This window comes from Pseudoalteromonas sp. BZB3, assembly GCF_040104455.1.
In the GTDB taxonomy this organism is placed as follows: Bacteria; Pseudomonadota; Gammaproteobacteria; order Enterobacterales; family Alteromonadaceae; genus Pseudoalteromonas.
Window position 1 is genome coordinate 74,015 of record NZ_JBECOS010000002.1, and the last position, 20,090, is coordinate 94,104.

General features: G+C 43.4%; 12 protein-coding genes. 7 read left to right on the plus strand and 5 right to left on the minus strand.

Annotated features, from left to right (window positions below):
* Nucleotides 1-113: 113 nt before the first annotated feature.
* Entirely contained in the window at nucleotides 114-3,263 is a 3,150-nt protein-coding gene (locus ABMY35_RS02495; RefSeq protein ID WP_349284870.1) for an efflux RND transporter permease subunit, read from the minus strand.
* 10 nt (nucleotides 3,264-3,273) lie between these two features.
* A complete protein-coding gene (locus ABMY35_RS02500; RefSeq protein WP_349284871.1) occupies nucleotides 3,274-4,434 on the minus strand; it encodes an efflux RND transporter periplasmic adaptor subunit in 1,161 nt (386 codons plus the stop codon).
* 281 nt (nucleotides 4,435-4,715) lie between these two features.
* On the opposite strand from ABMY35_RS02500, the gene ABMY35_RS02505 reads away from it, so the two are divergent.
* The gene (locus ABMY35_RS02505; RefSeq protein WP_349284872.1) at nucleotides 4,716-7,232 is read left to right on the plus strand and encodes a zinc-dependent metalloprotease; all 2,517 of its coding nucleotides are present in this window, start codon (nucleotides 4,716-4,718) and stop codon (nucleotides 7,230-7,232) included.
* Between the two features lie 76 nt (nucleotides 7,233-7,308).
* Here ABMY35_RS02505 and ABMY35_RS02510 read toward each other — a convergent pair whose 3' ends face one another.
* A complete protein-coding gene (locus ABMY35_RS02510; RefSeq protein WP_349284873.1) occupies nucleotides 7,309-7,611 on the minus strand; it encodes a hypothetical protein in 303 nt (100 codons plus the stop codon).
* Between the two features lie 278 nt (nucleotides 7,612-7,889).
* On the opposite strand from ABMY35_RS02510, the gene ABMY35_RS02515 reads away from it, so the two are divergent.
* The 5 genes from ABMY35_RS02515 to ABMY35_RS02535 all read left to right on the plus strand — a co-directional run bounded on the left by ABMY35_RS02515 (nucleotide 7,890) and on the right by ABMY35_RS02535 (nucleotide 14,929).
* Complete coding sequence (locus tag ABMY35_RS02515; protein ID WP_349284874.1) at nucleotides 7,890-9,146, plus strand: HlyD family efflux transporter periplasmic adaptor subunit; 1,257 nt, start codon at nucleotides 7,890-7,892, stop codon at nucleotides 9,144-9,146.
* Nucleotides 9,147-9,155: 9 nt separating this feature from the next.
* Complete coding sequence (locus ABMY35_RS02520) at nucleotides 9,156-9,848, plus strand: ABC transporter ATP-binding protein (protein WP_349284875.1); 693 nt, start codon at nucleotides 9,156-9,158, stop codon at nucleotides 9,846-9,848.
* Nucleotides 9,845-12,307: an ABC transporter permease gene (locus ABMY35_RS02525; protein ID WP_349284876.1), complete on the plus strand. Its 2,463-nt coding sequence runs from the start codon at nucleotides 9,845-9,847 to the stop codon at nucleotides 12,305-12,307. Before ABMY35_RS02520 ends, ABMY35_RS02525 begins: the two co-directional genes overlap by 4 nt.
* A gap of 66 nt (nucleotides 12,308-12,373) precedes the next feature.
* Complete coding sequence (locus ABMY35_RS02530; protein ID WP_349284877.1) at nucleotides 12,374-13,702, plus strand: sigma-54 dependent transcriptional regulator; 1,329 nt, start codon at nucleotides 12,374-12,376, stop codon at nucleotides 13,700-13,702.
* A gap of 3 nt (nucleotides 13,703-13,705) precedes the next feature.
* Nucleotides 13,706-14,929, plus strand: coding sequence for a HAMP domain-containing sensor histidine kinase (locus ABMY35_RS02535; protein WP_349284878.1), 1,224 nt, complete (start codon nucleotides 13,706-13,708; stop codon nucleotides 14,927-14,929).
* 18 nt (nucleotides 14,930-14,947) lie between these two features.
* Here ABMY35_RS02535 and ABMY35_RS02540 read toward each other — a convergent pair whose 3' ends face one another.
* Complete coding sequence (locus ABMY35_RS02540) at nucleotides 14,948-15,559, minus strand: PQ-loop domain-containing transporter (RefSeq protein WP_349284879.1); 612 nt, start codon at nucleotides 15,557-15,559, stop codon at nucleotides 14,948-14,950.
* Between the two features lie 199 nt (nucleotides 15,560-15,758).
* Between ABMY35_RS02540 and ABMY35_RS02545 the strand changes: the two genes are divergently transcribed.
* Complete coding sequence (locus tag ABMY35_RS02545) at nucleotides 15,759-16,922, plus strand: hypothetical protein (protein WP_349284880.1); 1,164 nt, start codon at nucleotides 15,759-15,761, stop codon at nucleotides 16,920-16,922.
* Nucleotides 16,923-17,182: 260 nt separating this feature from the next.
* Here the strand turns inward: ABMY35_RS02545 and ABMY35_RS02550 are convergent, their stop codons facing one another.
* Nucleotides 17,183-20,056, minus strand: a complete 2,874-nt coding sequence (locus ABMY35_RS02550) for a hypothetical protein (RefSeq protein WP_349284881.1) — start codon at nucleotides 20,054-20,056, stop codon at nucleotides 17,183-17,185.
* Nucleotides 20,057-20,090: the final 34 nt, after the last annotated feature.

The following is a 20,090-nucleotide window of genomic DNA, read 5'->3' on the forward strand; positions in this document are numbered from 1 at the left end:
TCTCAACCTTTTTACTGCAAAACAAATATTAACTACTACTTTTGTATATAAACTCATGTTCTACATAAAAAAGGCCAGCATATGCTGGCCTAGATATTCTCTAAACTAAGGTATCAGATATTTTGTACTTTACCTTTAGGCTTAATCGTATTACCAGCACGCTTAATCAAGCTTCCACCCTTACCGAATATATTACCAATATCAGTCAGTATGATATACAAACACGGTACCAGTAATAATGTGATTAAGGTCGCAAACACAACGGCAAAGCCCAGAGACACAGCCATTGGAATTACAAACATTGCCTGTAAGCTGGTTTCAAACATGATCGGCAATACGCCCACAAAAGTTGTGATTGATGTAAGCGTGATCGCACGGAATCTTGCACAACCGGCTTCAATCACCGCCTCTTTTATTGAGTGACCCGCTTTACGAGATTGGTTTACAAAATCAGTCATTACTAGCGAGTCATTGATAACAACCCCCGCTGCGGCAATGATCCCGTAAAGTGACATCAAGCTCAAATCTAAGCCAAATGCAAGGTGGCCCCACAACGCTCCGACCAAGCTAAACGGAATAACAGACATAACAATCAGTGGCTGAGAGTAACTTTTAAGCGGAATTGCCAGTAATATATAAACCAGTAGCATACCAATTATGAAAAATACGATTTGCTCATTGGTTTGGGCTTGCTGCTCTTCAATCGCACCACCCAGCTTAGTTTTAACAGACGGGAACATCTTAATAAGCTCAGGTAATATTTCATCATCAATGCGCTTGGTAACAGCATTAGGTTCTACGACCTCTTCATCGATATTACCGTACACATACACAGTACGGTAACCGTCTTCACGACGAATATAACTGATACCCGGTTTTTCAGAGATCTCAGCCACATCACCTAGCATCACTTCACGCCCTTGGGGCGTTTTTATCACAGTATGCTTCAATGAAGAGTATGCCTCACGAGTCAGTTTAGGGTAGCGCACCATAACGCGCACTTCTTCGCCATTACGGATCACGCGCTGCGCTTCACCACCGTAAAAACTTGCACCCACTTGAGAACCTATATCACGTAGAGTTAAACCCAACTCATAAGCAACCGGTTTGAGAGCTAACTGGATCTCTTTACTGGCAGGATCAATGGTTGAACTCACATCAAAGACGCCTTTTTCAGCTTGCAGCATGCTGATCAATCGACGACCAGCCGAATTCAACGTATCTATGTCAGAACCAAATAATAGGTAACCGAAGTCACCATTTTGGCCCATATTGATTACTTCATCTTCAATTTGGATAGACTTCATACCTGCAATTTCAGGGAGTTGCTCACGCCAACGACGCGTTAGTTCGAAAGTGTTAAACGGGCGTTCTTCTTCATCTACCAGCGGGGCGAGTAACTTACCCTCAGTACGACCTTCATTAAACACCATGACATCACGCAACATTGAGACACCATACTCTTGCTGAACTTGCTTATCGACATTCAGCACCACAGTCTCAAGCTTTTTCAATGCCTCAATGGTTTGCTCATCCGACACGTTGTCATTCATCGTGATATTGATGCTAGGGAAATCATGCGGGATCTTTGGTAAAAACAGAGTGCGCAACATACCGCTGCTACTCAACGCGATACTGGCGATAAACATACCAATAAAGGCACATAAAACAGTCCAACGCCACTCTACACAAAGTGTGACGAAACGACGGTAAGGCCCATTCACAAACCCAAAGAACTTAGTATTGAACTTATGACGCCAGCTATCTTCTTTAAGCGGCTTGAACTTAATCGCAGCGATATGCGCAGGCAGTATTAATTTAGATTCAATCAAGCTGAAGAATAGACACAGCAATGCTACGCCGGCAATATTAATAAAGTTGGCACTTTCTGGACCCGTAGAAAACATAAGTGGTGCAAATACAGCCATGGTCGTTAGAACACCAAATGTTGCAGGCGTCGCAACGCGTTTTGCACCCACAATAACGTTGTGGACACCTGAGCCTTTTTTTTCTACTTCTGTGTAAGCACTCTCACCGATTACGATTGCATCATCAACGACGATACCCAGTACCATGATGAAGGCAAATAATGAAGTCACATTAATGGTAATACCCAGCACTGGCATCAACATAACTGCCCCCAGAAAACATACTGGAATACCAATGGTTACCCACATTGCCAACTTAAATCTTAAAAATAAGAACAGCATTAGGGTCACTAAGAACATGCCTTGTAGTAGATTAGTCTTCATCATGTTTAGACGACCATTTAAGTAATAGGTCATATCCACAATGGATTCCAATTCAACACCAACTGGTAGCTCTTGATTCTTAAGTTCAATAAACTTTTTAACTGATTCAGCAACCGGCACCATGTTTTGTTCTTTGGTTGCCTTAACAGAAATAAATACCGCATTTTTTCCGTTTAATTTGAAGTAACGCTCGCCTTCAGTAAATTCGTCTTTGATGACTGCAATATCACGTAAAAGCACTTTACCACCATGTGTACCCACTTTTACCGGTAGTTGACGAAACTCGTCACCGTTATAAGATTGGTTTTCAATACGTACTGAAATAATACCTGAGTCAGTTCGTAGCTGACCTGCCGAAAAGTTAGCAGAGTAGTTGCGAATAGTGCTTGCCACTTCATTAATGGTTAAACCATATTGACGCAGCATGTCTGGTTTTATCTCAATGGCGATTTCGTCTAAAGGGACACTCACGTCCACCAATGACACATTATTGAGTTGCAATAACTCATCCTCAATGCGCTTTGCCATCGGCTTTAATTCGGTCAACGGTAAATCAGCCGATAAAGTCATTTCTATGACTTGCTGCTGGAATTCAATCTGATTAATGGTGACCGGTTCCATAGCTGCAGGGAAAGTCGCAATGCCATCGACACGCAATTTTACCTTATCTAGCACGTCAGTTAGTTCAACGTCTGGATCAATTTCTAACGTCGCGCTACCGCCATTTCGGTTTGCGCGGTACACCCCTTCTTTGATTTCAGTGACATCTTTCAAGGCCTCTTCAATCTTCATCAGAATACTTTCTTCGATTTCTTGCGGTGAAGCACCTGGGTAGTTTGCCGCAATCGTAATGTAGTTAATCTCTACATTCGGAAACATCTGTCTTTGAATGGTGTTATAGGTGTACAAACCAATAATGATGATGAAAACCATCAATAAGTTGGCCGCCACCGAGTTTTTCGCAAACCAAGCAATTAAACCGGTTTGCTTTTCAAGTTCAGCTTGACTCATCTGCTACTCCTTAAAGCTTGTCTGTGGTTTCAGCTTTAGATGAATCTGAACCAGCAACTTTTACTGACATACCTGTTTGCGGGTATTCAGGCAAAGTAGTTACCAGTTTTTCGTTGTCTTTCAGGCCTGTGCTCACGTAGAAATATTCACCTTCTTCACGGATCACCTGCACCTTGCGAGATTCAAGTTGGCCTTCGCTATTTAACAACCATACGGTGTTGTTATTGACCAGATCTTGCGGCAAGCGATAGATGCTATTTAACGTTTTACCAGAGAAGTTTACTTGTACGTATGAGCCAAACTTCACTTGTGGCTGTTGCGTCTGTAACCCATATGGATCTGCAATTCTAACAACCAGATTTACCATACGCGTTGCTTTATCAACCACACCTAAATCACGGTGAATTTTTGCAGAGCGGGTAAAACCGTTTAAGCCCGATTGAGTGATCGTCGCGTCTAAGCCCTCAATACGCTCTGGTAAAAAGGCGCTATCAAACCCTGCAACCGGAATGATCACTTCTGCATGCTCAATATTATTTAGCTGTGCGATACTACTACCCATGCTGACAAACTGACCTAAACCCACATCACGAGAAACAATCAACGCATCGTACGGCGCAACTACATCACAGTTGTCTAAATCTCGTTGTGCACGCTTAAGTGCTGCTTTAGCTGACTTTAAAGCGGCTTGAGCACTTAGAAGCTGCGGTTTACGAAGGAATAAGTCGGTGTGTTTTTTACTTGGGAAACGTTTTGCTTCATCGGCTGCAACATCTGCAAGTGCTTGTTCTTCAATCAGTTTAGCTTCCGCACGTGTTACTTCCGCTTCTGCTTGTAAGACAGCCGCTTCATAGTTATCTTTTTCGATACTCAGTAACACTTCGCCTTTGGCGACAATGCCACCGATTACGAAGTTGTCGTGCCAAGCGACTACTTCGCCTGAAACCTGAGCTGAAAGTCTAGTACTTTCAAAAGGTTGAACTTCACCATAGCTGTTAATGACAACTTGATGGTCAAGTGCTGAAACCGCTTCTACAGCAACAACAGGTCTAGTATCTACCTGCTCCTTTGCATCCGGCTCATTTGCCAAAGCATTGATGCCCTGTGCGCCCATCATCCCAACAACAATAGCTGCGACAGGGAATATCCATTTTAGTACCTTCGTTTGCATAACGATTTCACCTATTAAAAAATTTTCTAGCCTTCTCTACTTTCTATACTAACAAGATTAATACCAAGAAAAATGTGACATTTGTAAGAATCTGTTACAGCTAATACGATGAATAGCAGGCGTTTGGTTTTACATACAATGTTACAAAATCAAAAGCTATAAAAATCATAGCTTTAATAGCATTCAAACTGACCCAACTATGTCATCAATCGCATCAATATGGCTTTATATGTCATATTCGGTACACTAAAAAATCCAAAGAAAAATTAACAAGCGTACTTATGAAAAAAACTGCCCTTTCAATTGCGCTAGCACTGACTTTTGCTAGCCAAGCAGCCATTGCTGCCGATAAGAAAAAAGAAGATAAAAAAGAAAAGACCATTGCCAGTCTGATTGAAAACAAAACCGCATTCAAAGGCGTATTTGAGCTTTACCAAGATAAGAAAACAGGTGAGCACTTATTGGTTTTAGAAGAAAGCCAATTAAACACCCCTTTTGTGTATTTTGCACATACCGTTGACGGTGTAACGGATGCTGGTCATGTTCGTGGTAGCTACCGCGAAACTAAACTGATTGAATTTAGACAGCATTTCAACCGCATCGATATCATCAGCAAAACACCACGCTACCAGTTTGAAGAAAACACTGCACTAGCACGTGCAAGCGAAGCAAACATCAGTGAAGCGGTACTGGCGAGTGTAAAAATTGAAAAGCAAGAAGATGGTAAGATCGCATTTAAAGCCGACAAAATCTTCTTAAGTGAATCACTGCATAAAGTATCGCCTTGGAAGCGCGCTGGTGATAAAAATGCTAGCAAACGCTTTAACGTGGGCAAGCTTGATAGCAAAAAATCTCGCATCATCAAACAGCGTCCATATTCAAACAACTTAGACATTGTTGTTGATTATGTGTTTAGTAATCCAAATCCAAGTGTACGTGGTTCTGCTGCAGTAACAGATCCACGTTCTGTGTCTGTCAAAGTTCAACACAGCTTTGTTGCGTTACCTAAAAACGATTATCAGCCACGTAAAGACGACGCGCGTATTGGTTACTTCACAAATCAATTCGACGTGATGACATCTCCTGATTGGACACCTTACAATGACGTGATCAAGCGTTGGGACTTAGTGAAAAAAGATCCAAGTGCTGAATTATCTGAGCCTGTAGAGCCAATTGTGTGGTGGATTGAAAACACCACGCCAGTTGAATGGCGTGACACAGTCCGTGACGGCGTATTGGCTTGGAACAGTGCATTCGAGAAAATCGGTTTCAAAAACGCATTAGTTGTAAAAGTGCAACCTGATGATGCAGATTGGGATGCCGGGGACATTAACTACAATGTGCTACGTTGGACATCATCACCTCGCCCTCCTTTCGGCGGTTATGGCCCTGCACTTGCGCACCCATTAACGGGTGAGATTTTAGGTTCAGACATCATGCTTGAGTATGTGTTTATGAAGAACCGTTGGATCTACGACACACTTTACAGCCAAGGTGCAATGAGCCACAGCAATGCCGATTTAGGCGAACATGATGCGATGAACTGTTCATTAGGTCATGAGCTACAAGGCGAAATGATGACAGCCAGCCTATCAACGGGCAGCGATATCGAGCGTAAAGAAATGCTTCGCCAAGCCCTTGTGCAACTTATATTACACGAAGTGGGCCACACACTAGGTCTTAACCACAACATGAAGTCGTCTATTATCTGGGATGAAAACGAAGTACATGATAAGAACCTAACACAAGGTATCGTGACTGGTTCAGTGATGGATTATGCACCAGCGAACATTGCACCGCTTGGTAAAAAACAAGGTGATATCTTCCAAACTCGTCCGGGTCCTTACGATGATTGGGCAATTGAATACGGCTACAGCGTTGCAGCAAGCACGGCTGATGCAGAAGAAAAACGCCTTGAAGCAATTCTATCTCGCTCAAACGATCCAAAACTAACATTCGGTAATGACGCAGACGATATGCGTGCACCAGGTCGCCATATTGACCCACGCGTGATGATCGGCGATTTATCGTCGAACCCAGTGGCCTACGGTGTTGACCGCATGGAGCTTATCGACAGCCTACTAGGCAAGCTAACTGACACTGCACGTGTACAAGGCGAATCACACCAGCAGCTGTTAACCTCAGCAAATGTACTATTCGGCCAATATAAGCGCCAAGCTGACGTGATCTCTCGTCAAATTGGTGGCGTATATGTAGAACGTAACGTTGTAGGCACGGCTGATGATGTAAAACCATTCACACCTGTACCTCTAGCGCGCCAAAAAGAAGCGATGCAAGCACTTGCTGACAAAGTATTTGCACCAAACGTATTGGCAAACATGCAGCCTCTGTATAACTACATGCAGCAACAACGTCGTGGCTTCAACCACTATGGTAGGAACGAAGATCCGAAAGCGCACAAAATGGTCTTAGGCATGCAGAAATCAGTGCTAAACCAACTGTTACACCCAAATGTGTTACAGCGTTTATCTGACACGGCGCTGTACGGTAATGAGTACGCGTTAAACGACTTTATGACTGATTTAACCGCTGGCATTTTTGTGAAGAGCAAAGCATTAAGCACATTCAGCCAAAACCTACAGGTTGAATATGTAAACCGCTTAATCAAAGCTGCAGGCCTTGGTAAACCAAGCCGATATGACAACCTTGCTAAAGCAGCAGCGTTATATCAGTTACAACAAATTAATGACATGAGTGCACCTTGGGGCGCTGACACAGCCACTAAAGCACATCATGCTTACATTAAGCGCTTAATCGAGAAGGCATTAGACGCTTAATCACTCAGTTTGCATTGTGATGTTAAAAGGCCAGCGAAGTTTATGCTGGCCTTTTTATTTATTTGTTCTAAGTAATCTATGTCTTGAACAACTGCATTTTACTGGCTTCGATCGGCTGAATAGCCACAATACCTTGATTTCGTATGGTCACATTAAAGCGCTTTTGCCCACACTCAAGTGGATAAACGCCGTCTTCTAGCCCTTTGTTGGCCAAGCTGTTTAACGCCGCAGCAAACAACATGGTGTCATCTTCAGTCTGCTCGCCGCGTTTCGCCATATATGCCATACCTTGTTGCATCGCTTTTTCAACTACAATGCCCGCCACTTTTTTGCTGGCCTGCTGTTTAAACAATTTAAAAAGTAAGGTCTTAATCAACACAAACATTCCACCCCAACCTTGGTAATAATTTAACTCATCCTAATATAGCGGTTAGTCCCAATATTCGAAAATCATAATCAATTTAAAATGCAACAAGGTGTAAATATCTACCGATTGAGTCAGAGTTGCCCGAAATCGAACACTCCTTGTTCGTTACCGCACACACGTCATCTAGAAACCACTCACAAAAGACCACAAGCAATTGATAATTAATGACTTTAAATTTTGGCACAAGACTTCCTTAATCCTTAGCATCGTTACTTATATGCAGGTTTTACATGGATATTTCGACCACCACTCAGCACAAACCTAAACAACATAAATATATTTGGCTAACCGCGGGGTTAATGACTTTTGCATTACTCGTTTTCTGGCTAAATAGCCCGTCAATACCGACTTTAAGGACCGCTGAACTCGAAACAGCCACAGTTCAACAAGGCCCGCTTGATATTAAAATTCCTGTACTCGGAGAATATGCTTCACGGTACGAGCGCTTGATCAGTGCGCCCGAAACCGCACAGGTTACAGAAATCTTTATACGCGCAGGTGCAGAAGTAACGCCAACCAGCATCATCGCAAAGTTAAGTAATCCAGATCTTGACCAGCAACTCTTTGAAAGCCAATCACAGCTAGAGCGTATGCACTCAGAATTCGCGGCATTTAAGTTACAAAAGCAAAACGAACAACTGAACTTTCAAGCCGATCTGGCCGATATGCAAAGCCAAATTCAGGCTGCACAACTCGATGTAGATGTAAACCAGCGACTCGCGCAACAAGGGATCGCCGCCAAAATAGAGTTAGAACGTGCTGAGCTACGTTTATCGCAACTGCAAAAACGATTGCAGTTCGCGCAATATCGTTTCGAAAAGCAGCAAGAAATGCACAAACTTGAACTTGAGCAACAACAAATACAGCTTAATCAACAGCAAAAACAAGTGACACTCATTGCCGATAAAGTGGCAAACCTCACCGTCACAGCAGGCATCGAAGGCACTTTACAGCAGCTCGATATTGAACTTGGGCAGCGCGTATCTCAAGGTCAGGCCATGGCACGTGTTGGCTCTAAGTCTCAGTTAATGGCGCGCATTAATATTCCCCAACGTCTTGCTGAACGCGTACAACTGGGCGCGCAAGTTAACTTAAAACATCCACAAGGGGCATTTTCGGGCACTGTGCAACAACTCGGTTCAGTAGTTGAAAACGGGTTTATCATTGCCGAAGTTCACTTTGCTGAAGGCGCGCCGGCTAACTTACGCCCTGCACAGCCAGTTAATGCCTTAGTGTTTTTAGAACACCTTGAAAATGCGCTCTATATCGCACAACGTCCGGGCCTCTCGCCTTTAGGCACACAACCGCTTTACAAAAAAACAGCTCAGCAAGCGCAGCTTACACAAACACAAGTTCGCTTTGGTGAGCTGAGCGAACAATACCTTCTCATTCACTCAGGCCTAAAAGTCGGTGACATAGTTATCACATCTGATCTCAGTCAGTGGCATAATTTCAGTCAGCTTGCGCTTGATAACGACAAACTATAAGGAACGCACATGAAAACTTTAGTGACCATTAACAACATCAACAAAATCTATCAGCAAGGACAAGTAAACACGCATGCGTTGCAAGATGTGTCGTTACAAATTCAAGAAGGCGAATTCATTGCTATTTCTGGTCCTTCAGGCTGTGGTAAATCGACATTACTCAGTATTTTAGGGTTACTTGATACCGCATCTGACGGTCAGTATGTGTTGGCAGACATAGACACAAAAAACCTCAACGTCGATCAGCGTTCGCAAGTCAGAAATAAGCATATTGGCTATGTATTCCAGTCATTTAATTTGATCGATAGCTTAACTGTATTCGAAAACGTGGCATTGCCACTTGAACATCGTGGCGCGAGCAAAAAAGACATTAAATCCGCCGTAGAAAAACAACTTGCCGCCGTTAATATGACAGGTCGCTTAGATCACACGCCAAGCCAGCTTTCTGGCGGACAACAACAGCGTGTTGCGATTGCACGCGCTTTAGTAGGTGAACCCGATTTGCTACTCGTGGATGAGCCAACAGGTAACCTAGACAGTCAAAATGGTGATGCCGTGATGCAGCTGTTATTAGAGCTTAACCGCCAAGGTACAACCATTATCATGGTGACACACGACGAACGATATAGTCGTATGGCGAAACGCCAAATTCGTTTATTTGATGGCAAAGTCTTAGTCGAACAGCAGGAGGCAGTAGCATGAGTATATATCAACGCGCGCTGACACATGGGGTGCAAAGGCTGATCACAAAACCAAGGTTAGCCCTGCCGGTATTGATCACATTAAGTTTGACTTTAGCTGCCGTGCTGACAGTCGTTGCCATGAGCAGCAATCTAATTTTTAAGCCTTTGCCTGACATTAAAGACGAGCAAAATATTTATCACGTTGATAGGCAGGTACAGGTCTCTGAAGACTTTAAAATCTCGATTATTAACCGCCATGGTGCCGCCGAATTTGCCGATTATTATAAGCAAATTGGTGAGGTTGCAACCTTGCACGCCCGCGCCAATTTTGTACAGGTCAACGAGCAAAATCTCGCTATTACTAAGCTCACAGCTTCAAATAACTTTCAAACGGTTATTGCCAATACACCACTATTGATTGGTGAGATGCCAAACTTGAGTAATCAAGAGGGTGCAGTGTGGATATCTGAGAGTCTATGGCGTAACGCTTTTGCCAGCAGCTCAAATGTGATCGGTCGACAATTAGAATTAGAAGGAAACCAGTTGCTTATTCGAGGGGTATTCGCTGATTTTCGCTCGTTTTATAGTATGGATGATATCGTTTCGCAGCAAACGTGGCAGTTCTTTGATTTAGCGAGTCACTTAGCTGATGCCCCCTCAAATCGCTTTGGCGGTTCAAATAAACTGTTTATTAAAACGCAAAATCAAGTATTTACCGAAGAAATGCTCACCCAATTTTGGCAGCACTTATTCACAAAGTATGAGGCTGAGTTAACAACTTATGTAGATATGCTTGAGCAAATGGGCACATCTAGCAAAGTTGAGCTTTATCGCGCACATTTAATGAAAGATCAAAACACACTGATTGTTTTTCTATTTATCTCAGTGTCTGCATTGCTGTTCATGGCGACCTTAAACTTATTCAACTTATTCTTGTCTCACTATCAACAGCGCGAGCAAGAATTTGCCACCCACTTATGCCTCGGCTCTCCGAGAAAGCGCTTATTTATCATCGCCTTTTTAGAAAATCTACCGCTGTTCTTACTCTCTGCACTCGTTGGCCTGTTTGCCTGTGCTTGGCTTATTCGTGCTCTGCCTATTATCAGCGGTGGCAATATTGAAATGCTTTCACTGGTAAATTTAGATCTCGTGACTGTGAGTATGGCCATCTTCATTGTCTTGATCATCAATGCTGTTTTCTCTCTGTCTGCCATATTTCAGTGCGACTCGAGGGCGCTGAATCAACATATCAATACCTCTAACAAAGGGGTGAATGCTGGCAAAATGAGCCCGCTGACAAAAGCATTATTTATCGCTCAATTAAGCTCAGCCGCATTGATCATGACAGGTACTGCTCTCTTAGCCGAAGCCACTTACAACAAGGTGAACGTCGATTTAGGCTTCACGCCAGGTAATACCATGATGGTGCAAGTTGACCTTGAAGGGTTAGATACCCCGCTACCGACAGAAGAACAACAAAGAACAGAGGAACAACAGCGCCGCAACTTAGAAATCCTTGATATCAAAGCACAGTTATCATCTGCTGCATTAAGCATTCAGCCGCAGCTGAATATACTCGATTCTCAAGGTGAACCATTTGGTTCAAACATGATGATTTCTATGAACTTCGATGCCGATACGAATGAACAAATTACTTATATGTATAAGAACGTAGGCGCAGATTATTTAAACGCGTTTGGCTTAAAGCTTCTGGCAGGTCGTAACATCACAGCGGAGGAGCAAACTTCTTTAGCACAGGTCGCGATTATTAATGAACCTTTGGCATTGCAATTATCTCAGGATGGTACGATTGAATCAGCCATTGGCAAGCAATTAGGAACTTTACAAATTATCGGTGTTGTAGCTGACCATTATAGTATTGTTAATAAAGGCCGTGGCTATCCAACCTTAATGGCTCCCATTATTAATACAGCAGAAGCTGGTCTTTACGTCATAATGCAATTGCCTGAGGGACAGACGTTCAAGCAGTCAGAGCTTGAAACCGCCATGCTAAGTGCACATCCAAAGGTAAAACAATTACAGTTTGACTCACTGGCATCAATTTGGGACAACCATATCGAACAAGATCGCATTCGCTTTTACTTTATTTCAGGTTTATGCGTATTAACCTTGTTACTGGCCTTTGTTGGCTCAAATGCCATGGCGGTTGGTTTTAGTGAATTAAAACGTTTTGAACTGGCCATCAGAATGGCAACAGGGGCAACTCGTGTATCATTACTGAAGCGCACTTTGCAAAGCATCACGCCTTTATTACTGATCGCTGCTGGTATAGCCATTGCGTTATCAAGTATTGGCTATGGCGTGCTGCAGCAAAACCACAGTAGTCTGCCAGCACTTTCTTGGACGGCACTGGGCTTGTTTGGTTTTGCCTTGCTTGCTATCGTACTCTCAGCCATTACTTGGGTTGTTTGGGGTATTATCAATGCCGACCCGATGCGTGCTCTAAGAGAGTTATAATACCTATTCTCTGAATCATGGACCGGGCGGCTATGGTGGCCGCCCTAGAAAGAAGTACATATATTCATGCCCATATCAAAGCCCTGCATTTTAATTGTCGACGATCATGACGACATACGTTTCGCGCTCAGTTTATTACTCGAGCAAGCCGGTTTCCGTGTTGTTGAAGCCGAAAACCCATTTGCCTGCCAACAAGTATTAACGCGTTTGACCCCCGACTTAATTTTGCTTGATATGAACTTCTCTCGCGACACCACTTCAGGTCAAGAGGGCCTCGCCTTACTGCCTGAGCTTACAGCATTGAATATTCCGGTCATCTTAATGACCGCGTGGGCAAACATTGAACTTGCGGTAAAAGGTATGCAACTCGGCGCAAAAGACTTTGTTGAAAAGCCATGGCGCAAGGACGCCTTATTAGCACAGATCGCCCGGCATATTGAACCTACCAAAGTACAAAGTGATAGCACTTCAGCTTGGGTGGCACATTCTGAGAAAATGCAACAAATTGAGCAATTGGTTCAACAACTGGCACAAACAGACGCGAACTTACTGATCCTGGGTGAAAACGGCACAGGCAAATCACAACTTGCACAACGTATTCACCAACTCAGCCACCGTCGCCAAGCTCCCCTGATCAACTTAAATATGGCGGCCATCACAGATAACTTGTTCGAAAGCGAGCTATTCGGTCATCAAAAAGGTGCTTTTACCGATGCCAAGGCTGACCGTTTAGGGGCATTTAGCCAAGCCCAGTCGGGTAGCTTATTTATGGATGAAATAGGAGCGCTGCCCATTCATTTACAGCCTAAATTATTGCAAGTATTAGAAACTGGACAATTTACGCCACTGGGCGCGAGTGCGCCAAGCAAAGTTGATGTGCGCTTAATTGCAGCAACCAATCAGGATATTCCGCAAGCCATTGCTAATCAGCAATTTCGTCAAGACTTATATTATCGACTGAATACCTTTGTTATCATCTTACCACCGCTGCGAGGCAGACAGGCGGATATTTTGCCTCTTGCCGAGTACTTTATTGATAAATACAGCCAAAAATATAACAAAGCTCGACCAACTCTCGACCAAACAGCTAGCCAGCGACTACTTTCACATGACTGGCCGGGCAACGTCAGAGAATTAAGCCACACCCTTGAGCGCGCTGTGCTCATCTGTCAAAACGAGTCCATTGATGAAACACACTTGTTGATTGAAACGATGCATTCAGAGCAAACCTCTGAAGTGCCAGCAATGACCTTAGAAGCACTCGAAAAGCAGCGCATTCTGGATGTGCTAGCAGCGAATGAGTCGCAGATCAGTGCCTCTGCCAAGGTACTAGGTATTTCTCGTAATGCGCTTTATCGTCGCTTAGAAAAATATCAAATCGATTTGCCAGAGTAAGCCATGAGACATACTCAAACTTTCAAAGTAAAAACGCTCTTAACTGCTTCTGTACTGTTATTGCTCACTTTGAGCAGCGCTTTACTTTATACATGGAGCAGCGATGTGTTACTCACTGCCAGTGTATTTTCAGTCTTAGCTTATTTGTTCAGCTACATAGCGTACCGCATATATTTGGCTTGGTTTGAACCCATAAAACAACTACAAGCCTTTGTGAATGCTAAACAACAAGGGCAAACCAATCTCAGTTTAAACTTTACCGATCACAGCGCCCCCATTGCGCAACTTGGTATGCAACTGAGCAATCTATTTCATCAAGATGAAGCACAGCAACAGCCACTGTTTTTTTCACTGTTGCAGAGCTGGCCTACACCGATTGCAGTATTCGATGAACAACAAAAGCTGTGCTTTTTTAACCACAGCATGCATCAGGCGGTAAATCTACCATTACTCACCGGCATGCCACAGGTACAAACAGGCTTTAAAATCTCGCAGAATAATGTCTGTCATGATGATTTTAATCAACAATGGCAGTTACAATTATTTAAGCTTAAAGAGCAAGGTTACACGCTGGTAAGCGCCTTGTTTATTGGTGAGCAATTACAAAAAGCCAAGCGCCAGAGCCAAGCTGATTTGATTCGTATTTTATCACACGAACTCACTAATTCTCTGGCTCCTATGAGCTCGATGGCAGAGACCTTATTAGAATATGAGCCACTGCCCGAATCACAAACTCGCCAGGCTCTAACTCGTGTCAAAAGCCGCAGCGAGGCACTACTGAGCTTCATAAAAAGTTACGCTACTTTGAGTCGGTTACCTGAGCCACATGCTCAGCATTTTAATTTACAAGGGATCGTTCAAGCGTGCGCAGATGAGCAGAAAGTTGAGCTTTACTATTCTGGCGCCACTAATCTAATTGCTGATGCAATACAAATCGAACAAGTGCTGATCAACTTATTTAAGAATGCCAAAGAAGCAGCCGAGTCAGATGCAAAAGTCACAATACAAAATCAAGTCATAGGTAGTTGGCAACAGATCACAGTCTGCGATAACGGCCCAGGTTTTGCCAATTTAAGCAATGCACTCACACCGCTTTACACAACTAAACCATCGGGACATGGACTTGGCCTTGCTATCTGCCAAGACATTATAGAGAGACATGGTGGTGAGCTCTCTTTGAGTAACCACCAAGGCGGTGCAAAAGTGACAATACGCTTGCCACTTTGATCTTTATTATGCGCAAGTTTAGGCCAGCGCAGGGCGGCGATAGTAATGAATACACGCCATCTGCGCAGCATTGGTCAGTAAGATCATCACAAACGTGAGTACGTGTGCCACACTTACCTGCGTCATATGTAACTCTGCACTCAATCCGGTTAAACCTGCAATAAACTGCAGCGAAAAGTAGCGGGCACTCAAGTTCGACACATCCCCACTTTTAATCGTTTTATAAGTTTGTGGCATAACCCTAACTGAGCTCATCACTAAACCCACATAGGTTAGGCCATTTAACAAACTTGCCGCATCGGTATTGGGTAATAATAACAGCCCAAAAGGCAGTACCGAGCACAACAGCATTATCGCCAACTGCCTACGTTGCTTTTCATCTGAGTTATAACGCACAAAGTAATATAAGATCAGCGCACTCAAGGCGCCGGTCACCACAAATGGCAACACCATAAACAAGCGGTCAAAAAACAAATTGTAAGCAATAAAGTAACTACTCTGTGCCACACCAAAACTCATCATCATCAGTGACAGCCCTGACACACTGCGGTTACGGCGCACTTTATTAATTAAAGGCCAAAAGCTAAAAACTAAAATAAGGGATGAAACGATCGGCAAGTAGTCGAACAACGCTGGCTCCTGTAACGATATTGTGAACAAGTAAAAAAGGCGTAACCATCAATAAAACAAGATGTAAAACACTGATTTTTATTGATAATTTAAAGTGGGCGCGCATTTTAGTTGATAACTTTACAAATACAAGCATACAAGGTAAGAATAGAAATCGAGCAGTGCAAAGCTAGATTGACAGATAACAAGGAGCTGTATTTTGCGTTATTTAATTGTGTGTTTTTTCATCATCCCTTTGTTGCTGGGTTGTAATTCAACACAACCAAAGCCAGAACAAAAAATCGTCATTCCCTCTCCAATCTCATTGGCAAATCATACCTTATTTAAATCTCAACCCGTTCCCAGTGAACAGGAGATCTTCTCGCTACCAGAAACTGAGCAAACAAAGTTTTTAGAAAAATATAATCAACTAATACTCAAAGGGGTCAGAGCAGATACTGCCATTTCAAAGTATTTAGAAAGCTCGATTGATGGGTTCACTTACGACGGTGAAACGCTTACCGCGACCGTTGCTTTTAGCAAGCAAGCTGGCAATTGTGTCAGTCTAGCTGTGTTAACTCAAGCCTACGCAAATATAGCCGGTATAGAGACAAGTTTTCGTGAGGTTTCTACTTACCCTATCTTTAAGAAAGAAAAAGACTTAATGCTGGTATCATCACACTTCAACACCAAATTGTTCGCGCCCAAAGAAGAACCAGAAGATGAGAATTGGATTGAAATTATAAGAGCAGGCACTGTTGTTGACTACTTCCCACAGCAAAACACTTTTTATGTCGGGAATGCAAAGTACTCGAGCCTAGTTGCAAAATTTTACGCGAATTTAGCAACCGAAGCGCTCATCAAAGAAGATTTTGATTTAAGCTACTCTTTTACAAGCGAGGCCTTTAAATTCACCCCTCACAATCCAGAGCTTATAAACCTGTTAGCCATTTTGCATCGCCGTGCTGGAGATACAGATACAGCAAAGAAGCTATTTGAATTTGCACTCGAACATGAACTTTTAAGTAGCAACCTTATCGCTTCATATCGTTATTTAGCCACCCAACTTGGCGATGCTGAATTAGAAGAAAGGCTTGAAACTGAACTCGAGAGAGTAGCAAAAACTCCATTTGATTATTTACAAGTAGCGATTAAAGCAACAAATAAAAAGCAATTTAGCAAAGCAAAACGAATACTCAATTCAATCATTGAACACTACCCTTACCTACCAGAACCACATTTTGAATTGGCCAAAGTTCACTACTTACAAGGTCATCATGATTTAGCTAAAGTCGCTTTAGAAGAAGCTATCAAAATGTCTGATTCCCAAGAAAAAACGGGGATGTACGAAGCTAAGCTGAAGTCTCTCGAGCTCACACTTTAGTATTCTATAGTTAAAAAAGCCCAGCAATTTCTGGGCTTTGGCTAATTTCAAATAATATTGTTTCGAGTGACTTATCCATACCGTTATTGCTAGATTAGTTCCTTTATCGCAATAGTATAATTCAAACAGCCCCTTTTTTGGAAACAACTTTGGGATGTTAATTATGACTCAAAACTAAAAGCTGACTATTTATAAAACAGAGCCTTATAAGATGGGTTACCAAAGAAGCCTGCTTTAATAACCCAACAAGTCATTAACGCCTACAAATCAAACCAAAGCCCAAGCCATGCGCGGTTTTCATTTTCAAAACGTTCGCTTTCAACGCGGCTTAAGCCTATATCAATACGTAGATCACTGATCCCCGCAGGAGCGAATATCGCACTCCAATCGCGACCATTAAACCAGGTGGTCCATTTAACTCCATAGCTTTGCCCAAACACTTGGTTATCTAATTGGTGCTGTTGGTAGTAAAGCCAAGGCGCACCTTCTGACATTGCCACGCCTCCGCCATAACCTTGATAACGCTCAGCAACACCGGCAAAGAAAGGTAAGTCAGGCTTATAGATAGTATTTGCCATGACGTTTTGGTCAATCAGACTCGATCTAAAGCCCCCTAGATTCAACAATGTATCTTCTCGCTTCGCTTGCTCAGCTTGTATATACAAAGGCATATGGAACGCTTTACCGAATATTGTCGCTGCTAGGTTATAGCCCTGCCAGTCTACATCGCCTGATTTACCATCTAGCCACTGGGCATTGAGTTGCTGGCCAATCGCAAATGCCTGCTTGTCATATTGCCAGCTTTGCTCCAGTCCAAGGCGCAACCAGCGTTCGTCTTGGTTTCCTAAGCCTGTGTCTAGTTCACTCGCATGTACGGAAGCATGGCCGGTCAATGACAGCATATTTTGGCGATAGCTATGACTAACCTGTGCGCTAAGCCCTGTTTGTTGCAGTGTATGCGGTGCCATTGAAGCAACTTCTGCCCCACGACTTTGCGCTGCGGTATCTAGTTCAAATGAAAACGCCTTTGCCTGCCACTCGGTGTTGCCTTGTTGCATTTTTACATCGGCAAAACCACCAACTAGGGTGCTGTCGCCCAAGCTTTTACTTAGCCCAACATGCCAGCTTACTTCTTCCAAGAAATCAGACCCTTTTACTCCCAGATGCAACACTTCCGTACTGGCACTGTAATACTGCGAGCCCAAGGTCATGGATGCACTGTGCTCCCATTTATCATAGGGTTTACTTTGCAATGGCTGCTGATAAATTTGGGCATCATCAAGTTGCACAGCTGCATTTGAAAGTTTAGGGGCTTGCTTAGTGTCACTCAACTCAGTGACCAAGCGGGCAGTATTATTAATCTCCAGCGTGTAAGCATCTGGACCTTCTGATGAAACACTTAAATACAGCATTTCACTGTCGTTTAACTGCTGTGGAAAGCTCACCACATGCTGACCTTGGCTTAACTGCAACAACTGCTGCTTGCTAAAGTCATAAGCATATAGGTTAATCGCACCCTCTACGCCCGCTACGTAGAACAAGGTTTTATCGTCTTTGGACCAACAGGGCTGAGTTAAGAATTGGTAATCTTTAGGCGTTGGTACTTGAAAGCTGTTTTGTGTTTGTATATCTCGCACATACAACTGCCAATTTTGATTCAGCTCTGATTTTAAATAGGCCAGTTTATTGCCATTTTCAGAGAGCTCAGGATAATCGTATGTGTCGCCCAGTTGATTGCTTGAGAGTATGGTTTCAGACCCATTGCCAAGCTCTAAATTCACTAAGTGTGAATAACCAAAGCGTACTTTTTCAGCCACAATAGCGTTGTTATTTTTATCTATCGCAAAGCGACGAATACCGGCATCAGTCGTTAATTGTGTGACTTGGTTGTCATCGAGCGTCCACTGAAATAATTCACCTTGCACTGTATGCTGATCATTTGGTTTTTGCACCGATGCCACGAAATACAGAGTATTTTCGTCTTTCCAACGCGCATAGCGAATGCCTGAAAAATTACTTGGCGTCAGGGTGTGCTTTTTTATTCTGCCAAAGGTCTCTGGCACATTATCTGCCACATCTTTAGGATCTGCCGCAAGTAAGGCCTTTTGCTTTTCATTGAAGTCTTTTTCAGCTTTTTCATTGTCTTTTGTCGCATAGATATTAAGCTCAGTGCGACCCTTACTATCGCGTTCAGTGACGGCAATGAGTTCCCCACTCGGCGATAAGCGCAAGTTTTTAGCGTCAAACTTAAAATCATGCCATAACTTAGCGTCCAGCTCAGGTAAGTCTTGCGCAGAAGCCATACTCAGGTAAGTGTATTCGGCGACAAAGCGCTTATATAGTTTTGCTGGATGGTCGCCAAATACGCCCTTAAACGCCTCGTCAAAATCACGAGACTCCACCGCCTGCATACGAGTCCAAACAGCGTCTAGGGTCTGCTCACCATAGCTCTTTTCAAGCCATGCCAAGTATCGCACACCGATTAAATATGCCATTGAGCCACTCAAATAACTGTCGTCACCATTATTGAGCGCTGAATAAGGCAATAATGCGCCTTGGCGAGCGAATTCTGTGAGGAGGGCTTCAGTGTAGTTATCAAATAAACGACCTCGCCCTGTCATTTTCGACTCCATCAAGGTGGCATACCCTTCTGCCACCCAGCGCGGCATGATCGCAAGCGCGATATCGTATGGGTCCCATACATCACGAAGTGTTTGTCGCCATGTACTGCGGTTAGGTTGAGATAAATGCACCAAATGAATGTACTCATGCAAAATCAATAGCTGTTGCCAACCACTGCTGTTAGAGATCACGGTGTCTGATTGCGGTGGCGTGGTAAATAACGCCATTAGAGGTTGATCGGTACTTGGAATAGCAAAGCCGTTTGCACCATGGTTAGGGTCAAAGACCACCACATCGGCTTTGGCGTCTAGACTACGATTTTGCTGCTCAAGTACTTTATTGCGAACTAACTCAAGCTCGTGTGCGGCAGACTCTGCCCAGCGCTTATGTCCTTGCGTGTAATGCACATTGAAATGTTCGGTTTCTATGGTTTGCCACATCGGCGCGGCATAACTCATACTCGACAAAGACATGAGTGAGCCAAGGGCGACTTTTTTCATAACTGAATGCATGTTCCGTGATCCTTTCTCAAATATGCGTATAAGC